Annotated in this window: 13 protein-coding genes, 1 tRNA gene and 1 pseudogene; 9 read left to right on the top strand and 6 right to left on the bottom strand. The window is 65.9% G+C overall.

Going from position 1 to position 22,150, the window contains the following annotated elements; genetic code table 11:
• The first annotated feature begins 11 nt into the window (after positions 1–11).
• From IIB36_02310 to IIB36_02325, 4 genes are all read left to right on the top strand, one after another.
• The gene (locus IIB36_02310) at positions 12–650 is read left to right on the top strand and encodes a ribonuclease HII (protein MCH7530578.1); all 639 of its coding nucleotides are present in this window, start codon (positions 12–14) and stop codon (positions 648–650) included.
• A 41-nt stretch (positions 651–691) separates the two neighbouring features.
• Entirely contained in the window at positions 692–2,242 is a 1,551-nt protein-coding gene (locus tag IIB36_02315; protein ID MCH7530579.1) for a M20/M25/M40 family metallo-hydrolase, read from the top strand.
• A 53-nt stretch (positions 2,243–2,295) separates the two neighbouring features.
• Positions 2,296–2,368 (top strand) — tRNA-Lys (locus IIB36_02320).
• Between the two features lie 268 nt (positions 2,369–2,636).
• Positions 2,637–5,081: an Ig-like domain-containing protein gene (locus tag IIB36_02325; protein ID MCH7530580.1), complete on the top strand. Its 2,445-nt coding sequence runs from the start codon at positions 2,637–2,639 to the stop codon at positions 5,079–5,081.
• Between the two features lie 32 nt (positions 5,082–5,113).
• On the opposite strand, the gene IIB36_02330 is transcribed toward IIB36_02325, so the two are convergent.
• Positions 5,114–7,159 carry a fused MFS/spermidine synthase gene (locus IIB36_02330; GenBank protein MCH7530581.1) on the bottom strand — a complete coding sequence of 682 codons (2,046 nt, stop codon included), beginning with the start codon at positions 7,157–7,159 and terminating at the stop codon, positions 5,114–5,116.
• A gap of 168 nt (positions 7,160–7,327) precedes the next feature.
• Between IIB36_02330 and IIB36_02335 the strand changes: the two genes are divergently transcribed.
• Positions 7,328–8,497, top strand: coding sequence for a DUF3089 domain-containing protein (locus IIB36_02335; GenBank protein MCH7530582.1), 1,170 nt, complete (start codon positions 7,328–7,330; stop codon positions 8,495–8,497).
• Positions 8,498–8,506: 9 nt separating this feature from the next.
• On the opposite strand, the gene IIB36_02340 is transcribed toward IIB36_02335, so the two are convergent.
• From IIB36_02340 to IIB36_02355, 4 genes are all read right to left on the bottom strand, one after another.
• Complete coding sequence (locus tag IIB36_02340) at positions 8,507–11,203, bottom strand: ABC transporter permease (protein MCH7530583.1); 2,697 nt, start codon at positions 11,201–11,203, stop codon at positions 8,507–8,509.
• Positions 11,200–11,532: a helix-turn-helix transcriptional regulator gene (locus IIB36_02345; GenBank protein MCH7530584.1), complete on the bottom strand. Its 333-nt coding sequence runs from the start codon at positions 11,530–11,532 to the stop codon at positions 11,200–11,202. Before IIB36_02345 ends, IIB36_02340 begins: the two co-directional genes overlap by 4 nt.
• Before the next feature lie 115 nt (positions 11,533–11,647).
• The gene (locus tag IIB36_02350) at positions 11,648–13,069 is read right to left on the bottom strand and encodes a beta-lactamase family protein (protein MCH7530585.1); all 1,422 of its coding nucleotides are present in this window, start codon (positions 13,067–13,069) and stop codon (positions 11,648–11,650) included.
• Positions 13,066–14,625 carry a D-aminoacylase gene (locus IIB36_02355; GenBank protein ID MCH7530586.1) on the bottom strand — a complete coding sequence of 520 codons (1,560 nt, stop codon included), beginning with the start codon at positions 14,623–14,625 and terminating at the stop codon, positions 13,066–13,068. Before IIB36_02355 ends, IIB36_02350 begins: the two co-directional genes overlap by 4 nt.
• Positions 14,626–15,721: 1,096 nt before the next feature.
• On the opposite strand from IIB36_02355, the gene IIB36_02360 reads away from it, so the two are divergent.
• The gene (locus tag IIB36_02360; protein MCH7530587.1) at positions 15,722–16,384 is read left to right on the top strand and encodes a cupin domain-containing protein; all 663 of its coding nucleotides are present in this window, start codon (positions 15,722–15,724) and stop codon (positions 16,382–16,384) included.
• On the top strand, positions 16,381–17,475 hold the full coding sequence (gene mtnA / locus IIB36_02365; GenBank protein MCH7530588.1) for an S-methyl-5-thioribose-1-phosphate isomerase: 1,095 nt from the start codon (positions 16,381–16,383) through the stop codon (positions 17,473–17,475). The genes IIB36_02360 and mtnA overlap by 4 nt, the downstream gene beginning before the upstream one ends.
• On the opposite strand, the gene IIB36_02370 is transcribed toward mtnA, so the two are convergent.
• Positions 17,472–18,923 carry a peptidase gene (locus IIB36_02370; GenBank protein MCH7530589.1) on the bottom strand — a complete coding sequence of 484 codons (1,452 nt, stop codon included), beginning with the start codon at positions 18,921–18,923 and terminating at the stop codon, positions 17,472–17,474. The genes mtnA and IIB36_02370 overlap by 4 nt on opposite strands.
• 178 nt (positions 18,924–19,101) lie before the next feature.
• On the opposite strand from IIB36_02370, the pseudogene IIB36_02375 reads away from it, so the two are divergent.
• A pseudogene (locus IIB36_02375) lies at positions 19,102–20,343 on the top strand (amidohydrolase family protein).
• Positions 20,323–22,122 carry a Xaa-Pro dipeptidyl-peptidase gene (locus tag IIB36_02380; GenBank protein ID MCH7530590.1) on the top strand — a complete coding sequence of 600 codons (1,800 nt, stop codon included), beginning with the start codon at positions 20,323–20,325 and terminating at the stop codon, positions 22,120–22,122. Before IIB36_02375 ends, IIB36_02380 begins: the two are co-directional and overlap by 21 nt.
• The last annotated feature ends 28 nt before the right edge of the window (positions 22,123–22,150 follow it).

Below are 22,150 nucleotides of genomic sequence, written 5' to 3' on the forward strand. Positions count from 1 at the left end.
CCAGCGCCGGTATGAAGCCGGACGACGACGGGACGTCGCAGCCCCAGGACCTGCTCGAGTACGAGCGACGGTTCTGGGGCCGCGGTCTTTCTGTGGCAGGAGTCGACGAAGTGGGTCGGGGGCCTCTCGCGGGACCGGTCCTGGCCGCCGCGGTGGTGCTTCCCGAGGGTGTGTGCATCGACGGTGCCGACGACTCGAAGCAACTCACCAAGGAGACGCGCGAGGAACTCCATGCGGTGATCCTGAGGTCGGCGCGTGCGGTCGGAGTCGGTGCAGCTTCCGTGAAGGAGATCGACCGCCGCAACATCCTTCGCGCCACGACCGTCGCGATGCAGCGCGCGCTGGACCATCTGCCGGCACCTCCCGGCCACATTGTCGTCGACGGCCTCCACGTGAAGTACCTCGGGCGCGAGCACGAGGCCGTCGTGCACGGCGACGCGCTCATCCATTCGATCGGCTGCGCGTCGATCGTCGCGAAGGTGATTCGCGATCGACTCATGCGGCGCCTGGCGTTGCGCTATCCCGGCTACGGTTGGGAGCGGAACGTCGGGTATGGCACCGCCGAGCATCGTGCCGCGATCGACGAGTTAGGCGTGACCCCCCATCATCGCCTTACCTTTACCGGGCTTAAGTTCTCGCTCGACCTTTGAGATCAGTAGGTCGAGTCCCGAAGACCAACGAGGACGACCGTATGCCGACGCTCCGTCGATTCATGTTGAGTGCTGTCGTGGCTGCGCTGGCCTGCCCTCCGCTCTCTGCTCAGCTGAGCCCCGGGCAGATTCGCTCGTTCGTGGAGGCCGAGGCGGTGCCCTCGATCGAGTTGTTTCGTGAGTACCTCGGTTTTCCCAACGACGCGCACTTCCCGGAGGACATCGACCGGCTCATCAGCTGGCTCGACGCGGCGTTAACCAAGCGAGGCTTCACGACCGAGCGGCTGCTCACGAGCGCCAACGACTTGTTGTTCGCGGAGCGCCGGGTCGACAATCCGGTCGCCACCGTGCTCGTGTACCTGCAGGCGGACGGCCAACCCGTGGATCTGTCGGCGTGGCAACAGGAGAGTCCCTACCGAGCGGAACTCAAGGAGGACGACGGGACCGGCACGTTCCGAGCGATATCGTGGTCGCGTCTTCAGGACGAGGTGGACCCCGACTGGCGGATCTACGCGCGCTCGGCGGCGGACTCCAAGGGGCCGAACATCCAGTTCCTCCTGGCTCTCGATCTCATGGCGCAGGCCGGTGCTGTGCCGGACTACAACCTGAAGGTCATTATCGACACGATGGAGGAGATGGGATCACCCGTGCTGCCCGCCGCGATCGAGCAGTACGCGGAGAAGCTCTCGGCGGATATGCTGATCATCTTCGATGGCCCTCCGCATTACTCGGGACGGCCGTCGCTCAAGTTCGGCGCGCGCGGCTTCGCGAGCTTTACGCTCACGACATACGGTCCCCGGGTGCCTCAGCACAGTGGCCACTACGGCAATTACGCACCCAACCCGGGCCTCCGCCTTGCTCAGATTCTCGCGTCGATGAAGGACGAGCGCGGGCGTGTGACGATCCCCGGCTTCTACGATGGCATCGAGATCGATGACGCGACGCAAAGAATTCTCGACGCCGTGCCAGACGACGAGGTGGAGGTCATGAGACGGCTCGGCATCGCCGAGACGGACGGCGTAGCCGAGACATTGCAGGAGGCCGTGCAATGGCCGTCGCTCAACGTACGTGGACTCGAGTCCGGCTGGGTCGGAGACCAAGTGAGAACCATCGTGCCCGCCACGGCCGTTGCGGAGGTGGACGTCCGGCTTGTCCCGGAGACGGACGGTTGGCGACTGCTGGGGATGATTCGCGACCACATCGAGGGTCTCGGCTATCACGTCTTGGACGACCGAGATCCCACTGAAGACGAGCGGCAGACGTATGGCCGCCTGGCGCGCTTCGACGCTCGTGTCGACTACGCGGCCTTCAGGACCGAGTTCGACTCAGAACCTGGGCTCTGGCTCAGCGCGGCGTTCGTGAACTTGTTCGGCGAAGAACCGGTGAAGATCCGTACCAGTGGCGGATCGATTCCGATCTCGCCGTTCGTGTCGACGCTCGGCATTCCCGCTGTGACCGTCCCGACGGTGAACCCCGATAACAATCAGCACAGCCCGAACGAGAATATTCGGGTGGGGAGTTTCCTGGAAGGGATTGCGATCGCGGCGGCGGTGCTGAGTCAGCCGCTGCGGCCGTTCGTCACGATCCACTAGAGTGACCCCTAGCGCCGCTTCACCTTTCTGCGGGTCCCCGTATCTTGATGGCAGACCCGGTAGCTCAGCTGGCAGAGCAACGGACTTTTAATCCGTAGGTCGTGGGTTCGAGACCCACCCGGGTCATCGGCAGCAAGGGATGGCAATCGCTTCGGGAATCGAGCTCGATACAGCTGTCGTCATCGAATAGCGCGTGCAACCAGCGGCAAGCAGCCGCTGGTGCATCTCTCTTTCCCGCTTCCCAACCCAACCCCATTTTTCCTGTCAGACGAAAAAGCGATTGGCCCGGAGGGCTACGGAGGCCATCCACTCAGCGGCGTAGCTGTAGGGATTACTCAGGTCACGACGTATGAAACCCGGGCGCGGAACACTCTTTTCCCTTGAGGCGGTGCCAGTGAGACATTCGAGAGTCGGCTCATTCCTGTTGTCCCTGCTGCTCTTGGGGCTCACGAGCTGCGGCGGTTCGGACGGCCCTGGAACCACAGGGCCCGACACCCCGCGAGCGACGACCATCAGCATCTCGCTGACTTCCGTCACGCTGTCTTTCCTGGGCGCCACAGTTACGCTCAGCGCAGCGATCCGCGACCAGAACGGTCAGCCCTTCAGTGGCACGATCAGCTGGTCGACTGACAATCCCTCAGTGGCCACGATCGACGCCGTGGGCCTCGTGACCGCGGTTCAAAACGGAACCGCGACCGTGACCGCCACCTCGGGTAGCCTGTCCGGCACGGTGGCCGTCACTGTACAGCAGGCTGCCACGCAGCTCGCGATCGTTTCCGGCGACGACCAGAGCGCTACGGTGGGGCAGGCGCTCGGGCAAGCCGTGGTCGTCCGCGCCGAAGACGCGGGAGGAACGGTTGTCGAGGGCGCGAACTTGGAATTCGTCGTCAGCTCGGGCGGTGGGGCGGTCGGTGACTCGACGGTCGCGACCGATGCCCAGGGACTCGCCTCGACAACCTGGACGCTCGGCGCAACCGCCGGGCTCCAGCGGCTCGACGTTTCCGTGGCGGGCGGGACGTCCCCACTGCTCCAAGTCTCTGCGACGGGGTTAGCGGCGGCGGCGGCAACCCTCGTGAAGTCCTCGGGGGATCTCCAGAGCGGCGCGGTCGACCAGCCGCTCTCCGATACGATCGTGGTTCAGGTTCAGGACGAGTTCGGCAACGGCGTCCCGGACGTTGAGGTCACGTTCGCGGTCACGGGGGGTGGTGGCACCGTGAGTGCTGCCACTGTTACGACCGGCTCAGACGGAACAGCCCAGAGCATCTGGACGATGGGATCGGGGATCGGGGCCGCCGCGCTGACGGTGACCGCAGGCGGATTCCCTGCGGTCGTATTCACGGCGACGGCCGTGGTCCCCACGCCGGATCTGGTGGTCGGAGCGCTCTCGGTCAGCCCGGTCAACCCGACGACGCTCGAGACGGTGACGGTCACGGTGTCCGTCACCAATAGTGGCACGGCCACGACAGGGGTCTCCTTCTCGGTTCAGCTCCTCGTGGATGGCGTGGAGGCCGCGACGCAGACGGTCGGCCCGATCGCGCCCTCCGTGACCGAGAACGTGGCGTTCACGGCCGGACCGTTCGCCATGGGCGTGCGTGCGCTCAGCGTGGTGGTCGATGCCAATGGGGCGGTCACCGAGTCCGACGAAAACAACAACACGTCCGTGCAGTCCGTGGCGGTTTCCGCCCAGACCGCGCTAGTGGCCGGGACGCCCATCACTGGCATTGGAGCCGCCTTGAACGTCGAGCTGCTGTTCGCCTTCGAGCTCACCGCGGAAGACGGCTCGATCGACTTCACGTACGCCAGCGGTCCCGACGGCCACGTGGACATGTACGTACAACATGGAGACCGACCCGCGACGCGCGACGGGTACGAGTGCCACTCGCACGAGTCGTGTCGCATCAACGCCGCCTTGCCCGGTACCTACCACATCCTGATCCACGCCTTCGAGGCATTTTCGGGTGGCACGCTGAGCGTGACTACGGGTCTCGAGGTGCTGCCGTACGATATCGAGCTCGTGTTCCTCGACACTCCGACGAGCGTGCAGAACGACGCCTTCACGACCGCGGCCACGCGCTGGGAGAGCATTCTCCCCTTCGACATCTTCGACATCTCCTTCGAGAACCAACCCCAAGACGCCGGCGCGTGTGGTGTGCAATGGCTGCCCGCGATCAGCGACATCGTAGACGACATCAGGATCTACGTGCGCCTCGACTCGATCGACGGACCCGGGAACGTTTTGGGGAGCGCATCCTTCTGTACCTTCCGTGTCGCGAGCGGGCTACCTGTGGTCGGGTTCATGGAGTTCGACACCGCCGACCTGAGCCAACTCGAATTGAACGGGACGCTGACAAGCGTGATCCTCCACGAGATGGGTCATGTGCTGGGCATCGGAACGATGTGGCCGCGCGCCGAGCTGATCCGCAACCCTTCTGTCGGGAATCCCGGTGCGGACACACATTTTGTGGGCCCCCTCGCGATTGCCGCGTTCGACGCCGCCGGAGGAACTGGCTACACCGGAGGCGAGAAGGTCCCGGTCGAGAACGACGGCGAAGCGGGAAGGGCGGACGGCCATTGGCGGGAATCCGTACTCTTCTTCGAGCTCATGACGCCCGAGCTGGACGCCGGCCTTGAACCGTTGAGCGCGATCTCGATCCAATCGCTCGCCGACGTGGGCTACCGCGTCGACGTAACGCAAGCCGATCCGTTCACCCTTCCCCTCATCGGTGCGGCGGCCGCGCGCCGACAGGGGCTGGTCATCGATCTGCGCAATGACATCTGGATCGGGCCGAAGATAGGGGTGGATGCGCAGGGACGCGTCGTGCGCGTCATTCGTCGCTGATCATCGGACGGACAGGGATCGTTGGAGCACGCCTATCGTAGGACCCCGATCAGGTTGCTGAAGTCGTCCGTCCAAAGGACCGGGGTGGCTTGAGTGGGATCGGTTACGTTGGCGCCTTCCGGAGCTGGTGTCCCCTCGGCCGCGAGCCACATCCAAGCGTTGCGGATACCCCCGCTGCCCTCGAGCGGGGCCTGGTCCAAACGCAGAGCCTGTAGACCTGCGGCGTCTGCTAGCCCACGCACGACACGCTCCAGGTCGACGTGGCGGTTCGTGATCTGGAGTACCAGCACGCCACCTGGGGCCAAGGCACGCCTGTACAGCTCGAGCGACTCGAGCGTGAGCAGGTGCACCGGCACGGCATCTCCGGAGAACGCGTCGATGATCAGGACGTCGTACCGGGGCCTGCCGGTCGCTGCGGCCAGCTCTTGCTCGAGCATGATGCGGCCATCCCCGAGCACGATCTCGACCTCTGCCGCCGCGTCGCGGAGGAACGTGAAGTACTCGCGCGCGAGACGCTCGGCGGCAGGGTTGATCTCGTAGAAGCGGAAGGTGTCCCCGGGCCGGCTCCACACCGCGAGCGTGCCCACCCCCAGACCGATCACTCCGACGCTCAGCGCCTCCCCGGAGCGACGACGGGGATGGCTGCGAATGGCCTGTGCCGCGCCGCTCCCCGACGTGAAGTACGCCGTCGGTAGCGCTGCGCGCTCGGCGTCCAAATATTGCGCGCCGTGGAAGATGCGGCCGTGCCGCAGAACCCGCATGTCCGACAGGATTCCTGCGGGCCGGTCCTGCACGCGGAGCACGCCGTAGAAGTTGCGCTCCGTCGCGATCGTCCCGTCCATCGTGCGCAGCGTAGGAAGCACGAAGCCGGCGGCAGCCACGACGCCCACCGCCAACAACGAGATCCCGGCTGCAGAGGCCGCGCGCCCACGCAATACCGAGTCCGGATCTCTCCGCATCGCGACGAGCAGCAGCGCGTAGGCGAGCAGCACGAAGCCGGGGAACTCGTAGAAGTCCGAGAGCACGGCGGGTGCCAGGATCGCGACCGCCAGCCCACCGAGTGCCCCACCGCCGGCCATCGTGAGGTAGAACACGGTGAGGTGTTCGGCGTGCGGGGCGGTTCTTGCCAATTCCCCGTGGCAGACCATGCACCCCGCGACCAGGACTCCGCATCCGAGCAGGATCTGGATGAGAACCGGAAGCGCGAAGCCGCCGGCCCAGAGCAGCGCCGTCGCCCCCAAGCCTAGCACCAGGAACGCGCCCCAGGTGGTCCGCCGGTATGCCCCCCCGAATGCCAGGACGAACGTCGTCAGGTAGAGAGCGAGCGGGACCACCCACAGCAACGGGACCGATGCAATGTCCATGGTGATCATGTTCGTGATCGCCATGAGCAGCCCGGTCCCGCAAGCGGCGAGGGCAGCCCAGAAGAGAAGCTCGCCCCGGGAGGGAGCGGGCGTCGACTGCCCAGACGCGGCGCGAGTCGTCGATCCCTCGGTTGCGGGGAGCTCGGCGATGCGCCAAACCAGCCCCGCGAGCCCGAGCGCGAAGGCTCCGTACACCCACGACCAGGCGACTCCCTGGCGCCGCACTGCCATGAGCGGCTCGACCACCGTGGGATACAGGAAGAGCGCGAGCAGCGAGCCCGCATTGGACACGGCATAGAGGCGGTAGGGAGAGCGGTTCGGCGTTCCCCGACCGAACCAGTCGTGCAGCAGGGGTGTGGTCCCCGCCAACAGCAAGTACGGAGCCCCGACCGACGCCATGAGCAGTCCGAGCAGCTTCCAGGTCGGCGACTCCGGTCCTGTGGGCTTGAACGCTTCGGCGGGCGTCACTGGAAGCAGAAAAAGCGAGAGGGCTACGAGCGACAGGTGCAGCACCGCTTGCCGCCGCACTCCGAGACGTCGTCCGAGGTATGCGTACGCGTACCCGCCGAAGAGCAGTGTCTGGTAGAAGAGCAGGCTCGTGGTCCACACCGACGCCGCCCCCCCGAACCACGGGAGGACGGCACGGGCCATGAGCGGCTGCACCATGAACAGCAGGAGCGCGCTCAGGAATGTGAGGACTGCGTAGCTCCGCATGGGCACGCAGAATAGGAGTGCGAGCGGTCAGTCGCTACGTAACGCCTGAGGCGGGTGCCCACATACGGCCAATACCAGCCCGGCGACTCGCGGAGTGCGGGGACCTGCCCCAGTATTACCGACCTCCCGGAACGATCCGGGGCGAACCCAAGTGAGATCAGGTGAATCATGCGTCGACGCAGACTCTACCTCCCGGCTTTCGTTGTGGCGTTCGGTTCCTTGCTCGCCAGCGGTCCCTCGCTTCTCGCCCAATCGGCCGGGGCCGCTCCCGCCTCGAACGACTACGGCGATCCCGCAAACTGGCTGTGCCTGCCCGGTCGCGACGACGCTTGCGCGCTCGACCTGACCACGACAGTGGTCGCGCCGGACGGCTCGTTGACGAGCGAAGCGTGGGCGGCCGATCCGGATGCGCCGGTCGACTGCTTCTACGTCTACCCGACGGTCTCCCGCGACCAGACGGGAAACAGCGACATGGTGCCCGGACCCGGAGAGAACGGAGTCGTGCGCTCGCAGCTGGCCCGCTTCGCCTCGAAATGTCGCCTGTTCGCACCGATGTACCGGTCGATGACCTTGGCCGCTCTCACCTCGCGCATTTCGGGCGGCTCGATGGAGATGGATACGACGCTGGGGTACAACGACGTAGTTGACGCCTGGAATCACTATCTCGAGCACGACAACGACGGACGCGGCGTCATCCTGATGGGGCATTCGCAGGGTACGGGCGTGCTCGTGCAAATGATCTCAGCCGAGATCGACGGGCAACCCGTACAGGATCGGATCATCTCTGCGTTTCTGCTCGGGGGCAGCGTGGCGGTGCCTGAGGGCGAGGACGTCGGCGGTTCGTTCGACCACATGCCTCTGTGCCGCTCGGCCGACCAGATCGGCTGCGCGATCACCTACATGACCTTCCGTTCCACCGTTCCGCCCCAGCAGAGCTTCTTCGGTTTGGCGGAGGGGGACGGCATGGTGGCCGGGTGCACCAATCCCGCCGCCCTAGGTGGCGGACCCGGTGAGCTCGATGCCTATTTTGGCGGAAGTATCTTGGGCGTGCCGTCACCCACCCAGTGGACGGAGCCCGCCAAGACCATCGAGACCGAGTTCGTGAGGACTCCCGGCCTGGTCCGTGGCGAGTGCGTGCAGAAGAACGGGTACTCGTATCTCGAGGTGACGGTGCAGGGGGATCCCGACGACGCTCGCGCCGATGACATCCCCGGCGACCTGGTCATCGGCGGCCAGGTGAGCGCTGTGTGGGGTCTACATCTCATCGACGTCTCGGTTGCAATGGGGAATCTCGTGGAGATCGTCGAGCGCCAGACGGAGACCTATCTGAAGCGTTGAGCCGGAGCGTCAACCGGAGCGCATCGCCACCACCGGATCGGTGCGCGTCGCGGTCCGCGCCGGCAGAATGCAGGCGACCAGCCCCGCCGCGACGAGCGTCACGACGACACTGCCGTACACGACCGGGTCGCCGGTCTCCACGCCGTAGAGCACGAACTTGAGTGGCTGACCCATACCGGCGCCCAACGCGATTCCAACGACCGTCCCAATCCCGAGTTGGACCGCGCCCTTGCGGAGCACCAGCCTCATGATGGCGCCGCGCTCCGCCCCCAGCGCCATGCGCACGCCCATCTCCTGGCGGCGCTGGCTGACGGAGAAGGCCATCACTCCATACAGCCCCACGCTGGCGAGGAACAGCGCCGCGATTCCGAAGATCGTGAAAAGGGAGCCGAACAGCGCGAACGCCCAGGTCGCCTGCTCGAGCGCGCCCCCCAGCGGCTGAAGCTCGTACACCGGCAGGTTGGGGTCGAGCTCGGAGATGATCGCGCGGACACGGCCAGCGATGTCGGGAGCGCCGGTCCGCGTGCGAACCACGAACGAGAACGACGAGTAATCGAGCGAGCCTTTGGCCATGTATACGTGCACTGGACTGATCTTGTCGTCCCCGATGCCCCCTACGCCGCCCCCGACATGCATGTCCGGCACGACCCCGATGATCGTCATCCAGGGGCGCTCGGAGGTCGAGATACCCAATCGCACGCGTCTGCCGAGCGCGGGGCCGCCATCCAGGAACCGGTCGACGAAGCTCTCGTTGACAATCACCACGTCGTCGCCGCCGATGGTGGTCTCGAGCGCATTGAAGTCCCGTCCCTCCGTGAGATCGACTCCCAGTGTGGCGAAGAGATCCTCGCTGACGACGGTGCCGTGGGCGATGGGATAGTCGCGGTCGGTAGCGTATGCCTCGCCCTCGACCGCCATGTAGTACCGCCCGCCTCCAAGGCCCGGCAGACTGACCGCGAGGGCTGCCGAGGCGACGCCGGGCTCTGACTCGAGACGCTCCTTGAGCGCTTGGAAGAACTGATCGCGGCTTTCGGCGTCCGGATAGTCGGTGTCGAACAGCGTCACTCTGCCCGTCATCACGTTCTCGGTTTCGAATCCGAGCTCGACGTTGCCGACGTTGATGACACTCTTGATCATGAAACCGGCGCCGATCAACAGGCCGCACGATACCGCGATCTCCGTGATGACCAGCGCAGAGCTGAAGCGGCCCAGGCGCAGGCTCGACGAGCCGCGCGTCTCGTCCTTGAGCACATCTCCGATCTTGACGCCCGACGCTCGCACAGCGGGAAACACGCCGGCTGCGACCGTAGCGACCGCGGTAACGATCAGGGAGAACACAAGCACCGGCAGATCCATGCGGATATCGATCCAGTAGGGCCGGACGATGTTCGCGATCGCCGCATTGAACAGATAGACGCCGAAGGCGCTCAAGCCGAGGCCGAGAAGACCACCCAAGAAGGCCAGCAACAAGGACTCCACCATGAGCTGTCGGATCACGCGAAGGCGGCCCGCGCCCATCGCGATCCGGACCGCGACCTCTTTCGAGCGCATCGAAGCTCTGGCCAGCAAGAGGTTGGCCACGTTGGCGCACGCGATGAGCAGGACACCGAACGTCGCGGTGAGCATGACCCACATGATGGCGCGGATCTCGGGAGGCATGAAGCGTTCCTCGAACGGCTGCAGGCCCATGCCGATGCCCTCATTGGACTCGGGGTACGCCTCGGCGAGGCGTGCTGCGATCGCATTGAGCTCGGCGCGGGCCGTCTCCTCGCTCGTGCCTTCCTTCAGCTTGCCGAAGACGTTCAGGTCCTGTCCCTCGCCCCGCGGCACCGACGTATCCTGGCGGTGCGTGATCCACACGTCTTCGCGGAAGGGGAAACGGAACCCTTCGGGCATCACTCCGACGATCTCGGTCAGCTGGCCGTTCACCGGGATCGTCCTCCCCAGAACTCCACGATCACCGCCGAAGCGGTTCATCCAGACGTGGTAGCCCAGGACCACGAGCGGGGCGGCACCGAAGGTGTCCTCTCCCGGTAGGAAAGTGCGGCCCAACTCGGGCAGCACTCCCAGGCTCGAGAGCGCGTTCGCGCTCACGAAGGCTCCGGCGAACCGCTCAGGCGCCCCGTCCTCGCCAGCGAGGTTCGCCGTTACCTGGCGAAACGAAGCGAGGTCCTCGAAGGATGTCTGCTGCTCACGGAGATCGAGGTAGTCGTGGAGCGCGATGTCCATTGACGGGATGCCCAGCTCGAGGCGGTTCGCGTCGACGTGCATGAGGCGGTCTTCACCGGGCACTGGTAGCCCGCGCAGGATCGACCCGTACACCGAGCTGAAGGTGTGCGTGGTGAGCCCCACACCGAGCCCGATCGTCACGATCGCGATCAGCGAGAGCAGGGGCGTCTTGAGCAACATCCTGAACGCGAAGCGAAGGTCCGCCATCATCGTCATCATCATCTCCACTACGATCGATTCACCGGAGGCCGGTGTCAGAAGCCAGTTCTTGAGTGCGAGCAGCGCATAGCACGCGCTGAGGGATAGGGCGGATCGCCAGTACCAGAGGCGAGGGAAGCGGAGCGCCTCAGCGCCTGTTAGCTCCTCGTACTCCTGGTGCAGGTCGCCGAGGATGCTCATGCCCAGCACCCCGGCCGGCAGCCAGCGTTCGAGAAGAGCGTCCGCGAGGCGCGGAGGCGCCTGCCGCATGTCGCTCACCGGGCCTCCCAGACCCCGTCGAGACCCTGCCAGAGGTTGTGGAGCGCCTCACGCGACTTCTGCAGCTCTGCGATGCCCTGGCGCGTGACCTTGAAGTGACGCTGCGGCAGCCCGCTACGCCCCTCGGCGACCGTGCGCGCGGTCCAGGTCAGGTACTTCTTCTTCTCGAGCCGATCGAGCGTCGTGTAAAAGGCGCCCTTGGCGACCTTGCGGTGGGCGCTCTCTTCCAACTCACGGCGGATCTCGAGCGCGTTGGCGTTTTCACCCCGCCGCAGGATGGCCAGCAGGACCATCTGCTCGAACTCTCCGAGAAACGACTTGCGTGCCACGACCTCTCTCCCGTCATGCGGTCCACTTTGTAGACCGTGATCCAGACGGAGGCGGTGGTAAGAAAGTTTCGCGGGGGTTGGCTGTAGGCCGAGGGGGGGGCGGTCTACCTGCCTGTCACCGGCCCGACTCCTCCCGAACGAACGCAACGTGTTGCACCCTTCCGGCGTCTACCTCGAACCCGGTGACCCGACCCTGATCGCGGCTGAAGCGGAACGTCCGGCCACGGAAAACGAGCGTGTCTTCAGAAACCCGGAGTAGCTCGCCGTCGATTCCCTGCCCGACCCGGAGGCGTAGCGCCTCCTCATTCCGGGAAAGCACATACTCGACGTCCAGTTCGGGGCTGTAGTAGCTCCCGACGTAGTCGTCGACGTTCGTCACGGGACCCGGCTCTGGAGCGGGCGCAGCTCCGGAACCGCGAGGGGTCTGTGCGGCGCGCGGACCGAGGTGTTCGGCCAGCACGACATCGGCGACGCGGCGGGTCAACTGCCCAGGGACGGCGTCCGCGCGGTTGCAGATCGTCATGAATGACGTGCCCTGCTCCGGGAATCGGGTGATGTTTGCCCGAAAGCCCACGAAGGCGCCGCCGTGCCCTACGGTCCGGAGTCCCCGGTACTCCCCGTGGGTCTGGCCGAAGGCGTACGGGATCGTGTCACCGGTGTTGAGGATTCCTCGAGTCTCCAGGAGAGGAGTAAGCCCGTCGTCGAGGCTGTCGTCGTTGAGAGAGTTCACCCAATGGACGAGATCCTCGATCGAGGTGAACACTCCACCGTCGCCGACCATGTCGAGCGTAGTCATCGAGATCCGGTAGCCATCGTCCTCGGGCGCGTAGCCTGTGGCCCGACTCCGGACGACATGATTGTGGTCGTCGTGGAAGTGTGAGTGGGTCATGCCCAGAGGTCCGAAGATCTTCTCCTGAGCGTACTCACGGAGCGACATCCCGGTGGCTTCACGGATGATCTGGCCGAGCAGGAAGTATCCGGAGTTCGAGTATAGGTACTCGGCCCCCGGAGTGAAGTTGAGCTCACGCTGACGCGATACCACTTCGCGGACTTCCGCGTCCGTATAGAAATCGTCGCCGCGCAGGCCCTTGAGGGACATCAGGGTCAGGTAGTCGCGAAGTCCGCTGGTATGATGCACCATGTGCCCGATCGTCGGGTCCGATGGATAGGTCGGAAGCGTCGGGATCCATTTCCTGACCGGGTCGTCGAGCGATAGCGCCCCGTCCCTCGCGGCGATGGCGATCACCGCGGCGGTGAACTGCTTTGCGAGCGAGCCAGTCCGGAAGACGGACTGCGGCGTGATCGCGATCCCGTAGTCGAGGTTCGCCATCCCGTACCCGCGCGCGTAGACGAGCTCACCGCCCTGCACGACCCCGAGCGCACAGCCCGGTGTGTCCGTGTGGTCGTACGCCGCGAAGATCTCGTCCACGGCCTCCCAGTCGGGTGCCGAGGAGCTCGGGTCTGGTCGGGAATGGGACATGCCCGCGACGAGAGGGACGCAGCAGAGGGCCAGGACAGCCGCAACGAGTCTGTTCATCGGTCGTTCCTCCGGATCACGAGCCCGGGCCGGGCGTCGGTCACGTGGCCGTTCTCGTAGACGATGGTTCCGTTCACCAGCACCCGGTCGATTCCAACCGACGGCTCGTTCGGGTCATCGGAGGTGGCGCGGTCCGCCACGGTTTCAGGGTCGAACAGAACCAGGTCGGCGTAGGCGCCGGGCCGGATCGTACCGCGCTCGAGAATGCCCACATGCTCGGCGGACGCGCTGGTCATCTTGCGTATGGCGTCGGGTAACGACAGGTGTCCGGTCTCGCGAACGTGCTCACGCAGGACGCGTGTGAACGCTCCGAAACCGCGAGGGTGCCGCCCCGCCAGACCTCCGTCGCTCGAGACGTTCGTGTGGGGCCAGGAGAGGAGCGTGGCGATGTCGTCGGGATGCATGCTGTGCGCGATGATGCTCTCGGTCCCCCGGCCGGTCTGCTTCGCCAGGGCTTGGGATTCGGCGATCAGCGCCATGTAGGTCGTCGTCGGGTCTTCTCCGCGGAGCTCGGCGATGCGCTCGAGTGACAGCCCGACGTAGGACGGCTCGGCGTCGTAGCGCGCGATGAACATCCCTTCGGGAGGCGCGAGCTCGTCGAGCACGAACTGGACGGTCGCGCGGTTGTCGAAGTCCCGCTCCGGGAAGAGCACGGTCATCGTGGATTGCCAGAACTCGTAGGGATAGACGTCCGCGGTGATGTCGACCCCCTCTTCCCGCGCCCTGTCGAGACGCGCGAGAATCTCGGGGCTTCGCCCCCAGAGGCTCTTCATCGCGAGCTTCAAGTGAGAGATCTGCACCGGGATGTCGGCTTCTCGGCCGATCCGGATGATCTCCTCGATCGACTCCAAGAGGTGTCGGTCTTCGCTCCGCATGTGGCTGATGTACCGGCCGCCCACCGCCGCGGCTTCGCGGGCGAGGGCTACGATCTCGTCCGTGGTCGCATCGAGCCCGACGTCGTACTCCAGGCCCGTGGAGAGCCCCAGCGCTCCCGCACTCAGTTCGCCGCGAAGCACCTCTTGCATCGCCTGGACCTCGAGCGCGGTCGCTGACCGTCGGTAGTCGTCGCCCAGGACCGCCGTGCGCACCACGGCGTGCCCCACATACGAGGCGACGTTGACCGCGGGTGGCGTGTCTTCCAGCTCCTGGAAGAAGTCACTCAGCGGGAAGCGAGAGCCGCCGTCCTGGCCCACGACGATGGTGGTGATCCCCTGACTGAGAGCGGCCAGCGCATCTCGGTTGTCGAGCAGACCCCCGTCATGGTGACTGTGTGTGTCGATGAATCCGGGAGCCAGGACGAGGCCGGTCGCGTCGATGACGAGCTCCCCCTCGGAGGCGCTCAGTTCTCCGACGGCCTCGATCCGGCCGTTCTGTACGCGCACGTCGGTCACCACGCCTTCAGCGCCCGTACCGTCGAGCACCAGCGCGCCTTCGATGAGGATCCCGCGCCCCGCAGATCCGGACGACGCACTGTCCTCTGCGCATCCGGAGAGGAGGACCGAAAGTACGGTGAGCAGGATTCGCGTGACCCCGAGAGAGGAGAAGCGCCGTAGCATAGTCGTAGCCTGGGACGGAGACAGGGGAAGGAGACGGGGGAAGGAGGGCTCTATTCTCGGCTGGTCTTCCTGCGGGCGCAATCGGTCTCGGGACTCGACCTGCGAGTCAGCCGGTGCTGAGTGGCAGGGGCGCCCTGGGTCCTGCTATCCTGGATGGCGATGCACGAATCGATCCACGATACCGACGAGACCTGTAGCAGATGATCGAGCCCCAACAGCCCGGCCGGCTTGTAGCCACCTATCGGCTTCGGTGTCCCACGTACGACGCGGCGACGGAGATCGCGCGGGCCATCGCACGGGAGCAGACGCTCGAGGTGCCTCCCGGCGTTGTGGGCGGCACGCTCGAAGGACGGCTGCTCGGCCAGGTGGACGACATCGCAGCGCTCCCTGAGGACGGCTTCGACGCCACGATCTCCTACGCGCTCGAGGTCACGGGGACCGAGCTGTTGCAGGTCGTCAATGTAGCGTATGGCAACGTATCGCTCATGAACGGCGTGCGTCTCGTCGACTTGATCTTGCCGGCAGAAGTGCTGGAGGCGTTGCCCGGACCACGCTACGGCATCGAGGGCCTACGCGAGATGGTCGGGGCGGAGGGCGGCCGGCCTCTGGTTAGCGCCGCCATCAAGCCGATAGGGCGGAGCTGTCAGGAGCTGGCCGACCTCGCCACGACGTTCACGCGCGCCGGCGTGGACGCGATCAAGGACGACCACGGACTGGTGGATCAGAGCCCGGCGCCGTTCCTCGACAGGGTGACGGCAGTCGGCACCGCGGTGGCCGCGGCGAATGCCGACACCGGGGGACGTACCGCCTATTTTCCGAACGTCACCGGGCCCGTGGACCGACTCGAGGAGCGGCTCGACCACGTCGTCGCCGTGGGGTGTTCGGGCGTCATGGTGTGCCCGAGCTTGATGGGTCTCGACGTCATGCGCACCATCGCGAGCGGCCCTCGTCCGCTCGCGATCATGGCGCATCCGACGCATAGCCAGGCCGCTCCGGGCAGGGGCGAGGGAATCGCTCCGGACGTGCTCTACGGCACCCTGTATCGCGTAGCCGGTGCCGACATCGTCGTGTACGTGAACGCGGGCGGACGCTTCGCATGGCCCGTCGAGGAGTGCGAGGCCATCAACGCGCGACTACGTGCCCCGCTCGGTCGCCATCGTGCGGCTGCGCCAGCTCCCGCGGGCGGGGTCGACGACGCCGACGCCGGCTCGTGGCTCGAGCGGTACGGGCCGGATACGATGCTCCTCATCGGCGGAAGTCTGCTGGCGCAGGACGACCTGTTCGGGGCCACGCGCCGCCTGGTGGAGGCTGCGCTGGCCGCGACGCCTTCCGGTGCGCGGTCGTGAGCGGGTCTCGGGTGATCCATGCCACGGATGCCGGGTGGGCCGGCATTGACGCACGGCGCTACAAGGACGGAGAAGGCCCGTTTTTCGGCGTGGTCCGCCACACCCTCTTGGGTGGTCGGGGCGCCGAGCCCGACCTGGCCTTCGAGGTGAGGTACTTCGAGGTTGCGCCGGGCGGTTATTCCTCTCTGGAGCGACACGCTCATGCGCACGCCGTCATGGTGGTGAAAGGGCGCGGCACGGTGCGGCTCGGAGACCATATCGAGGAGATTCGTCCCTTGGACGTGGTCTACGTGGCTCCCCACGAGGTGCACCGATTCGAAGCACACGACACAGACTGTCTCGGGTTCGTGTGCGTGGTCGAGCGCGAACGTGATCGTCCTGAGCCGGTACACGAGGGACCGGTGGAACCGTGAAGGTCGGGGGCGTTCCGTACCGCACGATCTTTGTGGACGAGGACGGGTGGGGTGTCCGCGTCATCGACCAGACGGTGCTTCCACACCGGTTCCAGCTCCTCCGACTGGAGTCCGCGGATGACGTGGTGCGGGCGATCCGGACCATGGTCGTCCGCGGCGCACCGCTCATCGGCGCTGCCGCGGCGTATGGAGTCGCACTAGCCATGCGAGCCGACCCCTCCGATGCATCGCTCGAGGACGCCGTTGAACGGCTCTCAGCGACGCGGCCGACAGCGGTGAACCTCCGGTGGGCGTTGCATCGTGTGGGCGAGGCTGTCCGGGAACTCTCCCCCGAGGGGCGTGCGGATGCGGCGTACCGAGCCGCTGCATCGCTGAGCGATGAGGATGTCGAGTTGAACCGGGCCATTGGCGGCCACGGTCTCGCAGTACTCCGCGAGCTCGGGGCCGGCACGACGGGACGCCCGCTGAACATCCTTACGCACTGCAATGCCGGCTGGCTCGCCACCGTCGATTGGGGAACCGCCACTGCTCCCATGTACAGGGCCTACGACGACGGGCTGGACGTCCACGTGTGGGTCGACGAGACGAGGCCCCGCCTCCAGGGCGCGGCGCTCACCGCATGGGAGCTCGGGCAGCACGGTGTCCCGCATACGCTCATCCCCGACAGCGCCGCCGCGCACCTCATGCGCAAGGGTGAAGTCGACGTCGTGATCGTGGGCACGGACCGGACCACCGCTTCCGGAGACGTGACGAACAAGATCGGTACGTATCCTCTGGCTCTCGCGGCGGCGGACAACGACGTGCCCTTCTACGTCGCGGTGCCGTCGCCGAGCATCGACTGGCAGACCGAAGACGCCTCGCTCATCCCCATCGAGCAGCGCGATGCCGCGGAGGTCATCAGCGTGCGTGGCTTGGGGCCTGACGACGTGGTTGGCGCCGTGCGGATCGCGCCGGAGCACACCCGAGCCGCGAACTACGGTTTCGACGTCACACCCCGGCACCTGGTGACCGGGCTGATTACCGAGCGGGGCGTGTGCAGCGCCAGCGGTGAAGGACTGAGGCGCCTATTCCCGGAGGGTGCCGGCGCTTAGCGACGGGAGCCAAACAAGCGACGTTTCGCCAGCACGACGCCTGACACCGCTCCCACGGTCACACCGCTCAGCAGAAGCAGCATGACTACGTCCCACAGCGGCCGGGACCGAAGTAGCGGGGAAAAATCGCCACTGTGCAGGGCGCTGAAGAACCATCGATACCTGCGTCGACCCTGGTCCGCACCGTGGAGGAACGCACCACTCACGGCATCGAGGTATAAATGTTCTCCATCTTCGTAGCGCACGCGATAGACGGGAAAATCACGCTCGTTGTGGTGGCTGTAGTAGTAGGCGTCTTCCTGAAGCAGCCAACCCTCATCGGCGATGTACGCGTCGGGGCGCAAGCTGCGCGCCGCCTCCCGAAAATCCGCTTCTGCCAGCTCCTCCGGCCGAAACGACTCGGCACTCAGGCGGGTAGCGGAGCCGTCCGCACTCCATGCCAGCAAGTAGGGTCGCCCGAGGAAGACAGAGCCCTCCAGGCGAACGGTATGCTCGGGAAGCGTGAGACCCCTCAGGGACGTCATGTAGTCACGAAGCTGCTGCCCGCTCAATCCCGGACCTTGCAGCCGGCTGCGCTCGGCCCGGTAGCTACGGCCCTCCAGAGCGCCCCAGGGGTTCATCGACATCAGCCCGCTGAAGAGCCAGGTCAGCGTGAGCAGTCCGAAGATCAACCCAGCATAGTGATGCCACAGGGCCAACCCGCGGTACGGTGATCGGCGGCCGCTCGTACGGATTCGTAGTTGCCCTATCCCGACGACAACGCCGGTCAGAGTCAGGAACAGTCCCAGCACTGATACCCAGACGACTGTCTGATTCCACGCTGCCGCATGCTGGCGGAGGATGGTGGGATAGAGCCAGTGGACGACGGCCCCTAGTCGGTTCCAAAAACGCTGGCTTCCAGTCGTCACCAGTACCACCTGGCCGGTCTTGCTCGACACATACCACTCCGTCGACGCGTCGTCCCCAGCGGCGAAGTGGTACAACGGACGATGAGGGTGGTACATCGATTGAACGGTCCACTGGTCCCGTTCGATCGCACCCCGGTACTCCACCTCGCCGCCGAGCTCGAGTCGCTGCCCGAAGGCCAGGGCAATCTGTTCGGCCCGCTCCACGGAGACGTTGCGAATGACCTCGCCTTCGGTCAGGTCGATATGGTGCGCGCCCTGCTCGTGCGTGACGAGACGCACAACCAGACGATCCGCGGACATCTCCAGCACGAAGTGATCGATGACTTCGAGGGACACCAGGAGATCGGGAGACCCAGAGCCGCGCGCCGTCGTACAGCAGCCATCCAGGTTCAGCGGGTCGAGCGCGCGCAGCTCTTCGCTTCTGCCGAGTTCCGGGTAGGGAACGTACATCATGACGACGCCGGACAGGCACCAGGCCGCGACGACGAGACCGACCGCGATTCCGAGATAGCGGTGGAGTAATAGGAGGTTGCGCCACATGGGGCGCCATTGTTACGGCGCACCGGCGTCGTTCGCCAGTCTTTTGCGGTAGCGTTATCGCGCCATGGTGCCCGCTGGCCCGATCGCCGTCGTTGGCGTCACTTTCCCGGCTCGCCTTTCACTGCAAGATCATTTGCTCAGCAAGATCATTTTCTCAGCAAGATCACAAGGAGACGCCATGCGTCGGCCCATCGTCGTACTTCTCGCCACTCTGGCTGTTTCCACAGCGCTCGAGGCGCAGCAAGCCGTTGTCCTGCGCCCGGACCGTCTCTTCGACGGTGAGCAGCTCCATGAGGGCTGGTCGGTGCTCGTACAGGGCGGGCGCATCGTGGAGGTGGGACCCTCGGTCGCGACCCCGGCCGGTGCGGCGGAGATCGTGCTGAGCGGTACGACGCTCGTGCCTGGCCTCATCGAGGGGCACAGTCACCTCCTCCTCCACCCCTACAACGAGACGTCCTGGACGGACCAGGTGCTGCTCGAGTCCCACGCGGAACGCGTCGCTCGCGCCACGGTGCACGCGCGCGCCACGCTCATGGCCGGCGTAACCACCGTCCGCGACCTCGGCAGCGAAGGAGCCGGATACGCGGACGTCGGGCTCAAGCAGGCCATAGAAAAGGGTGTGGTGCCTGGACCCCGCATGCTCGTGGCCGGACCGGCTCTGGTCGCGACGGGCAGCTACAACCCGAAGGGAGCGCCAGAGTGGCGCTTCCCGAAGGGAGCCGAGGAGGCCGACGGGCACGATGACCTGATACGCGCGACGCGGGATCAGATCGGTCGGGGGGCCGACTGGGTGAAGGTCTATGCGGACTATCGTTGGGGCCCGAACGGTCAGGCGCGGCCGACCTATACCGAGCAGGAGCTGCGGCTCGTGGTGGAGGTCGCGGAGAGCTCGGGCCGGCGGGTCGCCGCACATGCATCCACCCCCGAGGGGATGGTGCGGGCGATACGCGCCGGCGTGCGAACCATCGAACACGGTGATGGCGGGACGCCCGAGATCTTTGCTCTCATGGCCGAGCAGGGCGTCGGATTCTGCCCCACGCTCGCCGCAGGGGACGCTATCAGCCAGTACGGCGGTTGGCGCAAAGGCGTGGACCCAGAGCCAGAGCGCCTCCACAGGAAAAGGGCATCGTTTGCCCTCGCCCTGAGATCGGGCGTTCACATGTGCTTTGGCGGTGACGTCGGCGTCTACCCGCACGGGGACAACGTGCGGGAGTTGGAGCTGATGGTGGAGTATGGCATGACGCCGCTTGCGGCGCTGCGGGCGGCTACGTCCGGAAACGCCGACATCTTCGAGCTCGATGACCGAGGGAGGATCGCGCCCGGGCTTCTGGCCGACCTGGTCGCGGTGCAGGGCAACCCCGCCACGGACATCGGCGCGCTGCGCGACGTCGTTCTGGTCATGAAGGGTGGCGAGGTCGTGCGAGGCCCCACCCAGACCGTCCCGATCTTCATCGACGGCCAGGCTCAGGTCGTGCCGGCCTTCTCCGACTCGTCGCAGTGGATCCGCCACGACCTATGGGTCGAGACTTCGTTCGACTCGGACGGGGACGGCCAGCTCGACCGAGTGCATGTCGATGTCACGCGCCCGATTCAGACCGACACCGAGGGTCTCCGCGTACCGGTCGTCTACGAGTCGAGCCCCTACTACTCGGGCGTGGGCGGTGCGAACCCCCAGTACTTCTGGGACGTCAGGCAGGAAGTGGGCGAAGAGTCACCGGTGCGGACGCCTATGCCGAGCATCCGGCACCTCGCTGAGCAGCCGGTCATCTCGAATTCCCACGTCGCTACATGGGTGCCGCGCGGCTTCGCGGTAGTTCACTCCCAGTCGCCGGGGACCGGGCAGTCCCAAGGATGCCCGACCGTCGGCGGCGAGAACGAGTCGCTGGCGCCCAAGGCGGTAATCGACTGGCTCAACGGGCGGGCTCGCGGCTTCACGTCGGTAGACGGCGGTGACGAGGTGACCGCCGAGTGGTCGAGCGGCAAGGTGGGAATGACCGGCACGTCCTACAGCGGCACGCTGACGCTCGCGGCGGCGACGACCGGGGTGGACGGGTTGGAAGCGATCATCCCGATTTCGCCGAACACTTCCTACTACCACTACTACCGCTCGTACGGACTCGTTCGTTCGCCGGGTGGATATCTCGGCGAGGACGTCGACGTGCTCTTCGACTTCATCCACAGCGGCAACCCCAATCGGCGCGACTACTGCATTCGCACCGTCCGTGAGGGGGACATGAACGCCAGCCAAGACCGGAAGACGGGTGACTACAACGACTTCTGGGCGGAGCGGGACTATCTGAATCACATCGACGGAGTGAAGGCCGCGCTGCTCATGGCGCACGGCTTCAACGATTGGAACGTCATGCCCGAGCACAGCTACCGGATCTCGCAGGCGCTCAAGGAGCGCGGCGTGCCCGTGCAGATTTTCTATCACCAGGGTGGTCACGGTGGCCCACCGCCGCTCGAGCGGATGAATCGGTGGTTTACCCGATATCTGTACGGCGTGGAGAACGGCGTGGAGCAGGACCCCAAGGCGTGGATCGTGCGCGAGGGAGACGAGGCCACCGACCCGACGCCGTACCCGGACTATCCCCACCCCGACGCGGCCGGTGTCCGTCTCTATTTGGCCGGGGATGGGACGGGAGTGGGCTCACTGTCGATGGAGCCGGGCGTAAGTCAAGGGCACGCCGAGCTGGTCGACGACGTCGCTTTCGACGGCGCCGCCCTCGCGAGCGCAGAGCGGTCCACGCACCGACTCTTGTACGCGACGCCCGAGCTCACCGAAGCGGTCCACCTGTCGGGCCTCGCCTCGGTGAAGATCCGCGTAGCGGCGAATCGGCCCGCGGCCAATCTCTCCGTTTGGCTGGTCTCCCTGCCTTGGGCGGAGGACGGTGCGATCACGGACAACATCATCACACGCGGTTGGGCCGACCCGCAGAACTCGGAGTCGCTGCGCGCGAGCGCGCCGCTCGTTTCGGGTGAATTCGTCGAGCTGGAGTTCGACCTCCAGCCGGATGACCAGGTGATTCCTGCCGGTCAGCGCATCGGGCTGATGATCTTTTCGAGCGATCGCGAGTTCACCCTCTGGCCGCAACCCGGCACGGAGCTCACGGTCGATCTGGAAGGTACGACGATCGAGTTGCCGGTGGTCGGCGGATCGGTTGCGTTCGAACGCGCGGCGCCGAGGCCGATCAGCTGAGCGCCAACATCGCGATAGCCCTGAGAGG

Source organism: Gemmatimonadota bacterium, assembly GCA_022560615.1.
In the GTDB taxonomy this organism is placed as follows: domain Bacteria; phylum Gemmatimonadota; class Gemmatimonadetes; order Longimicrobiales; family Gaopeijiaceae; genus UBA1138.

Coding starts and splice junctions, on each gene's coding strand:
- IIB36_02310 (MCH7530578.1), top strand. CDS start 12: ATGAAGCCGGACGACGACGGGACGTCGCAGCCCCAGGACCTGCTCGAG.
- IIB36_02315 (MCH7530579.1), top strand. CDS start 692: ATGCCGACGCTCCGTCGATTCATGTTGAGTGCTGTCGTGGCTGCGCTG.
- IIB36_02330 (MCH7530581.1), bottom strand. CDS start 7,159: ATGCGGAGCTACGCAGTCCTCACATTCCTGAGCGCGCTCCTGCTGTTC.
- IIB36_02335 (MCH7530582.1), top strand. CDS start 7,328: ATGCGTCGACGCAGACTCTACCTCCCGGCTTTCGTTGTGGCGTTCGGT.
- IIB36_02350 (MCH7530585.1), bottom strand. CDS start 13,069: ATGAACAGACTCGTTGCGGCTGTCCTGGCCCTCTGCTGCGTCCCTCTC.
- IIB36_02355 (MCH7530586.1), bottom strand. CDS start 14,625: ATGCTACGGCGCTTCTCCTCTCTCGGGGTCACGCGAATCCTGCTCACC.
- IIB36_02360 (MCH7530587.1), top strand. CDS start 15,722: ATGGCCCGTCGAGGAGTGCGAGGCCATCAACGCGCGACTACGTGCCCC.
- IIB36_02370 (MCH7530589.1), bottom strand. CDS start 18,923: ATGTGGCGCAACCTCCTATTACTCCACCGCTATCTCGGAATCGCGGTC.
- IIB36_02380 (MCH7530590.1), top strand. CDS start 20,323: ATGAAGGGTGGCGAGGTCGTGCGAGGCCCCACCCAGACCGTCCCGATC.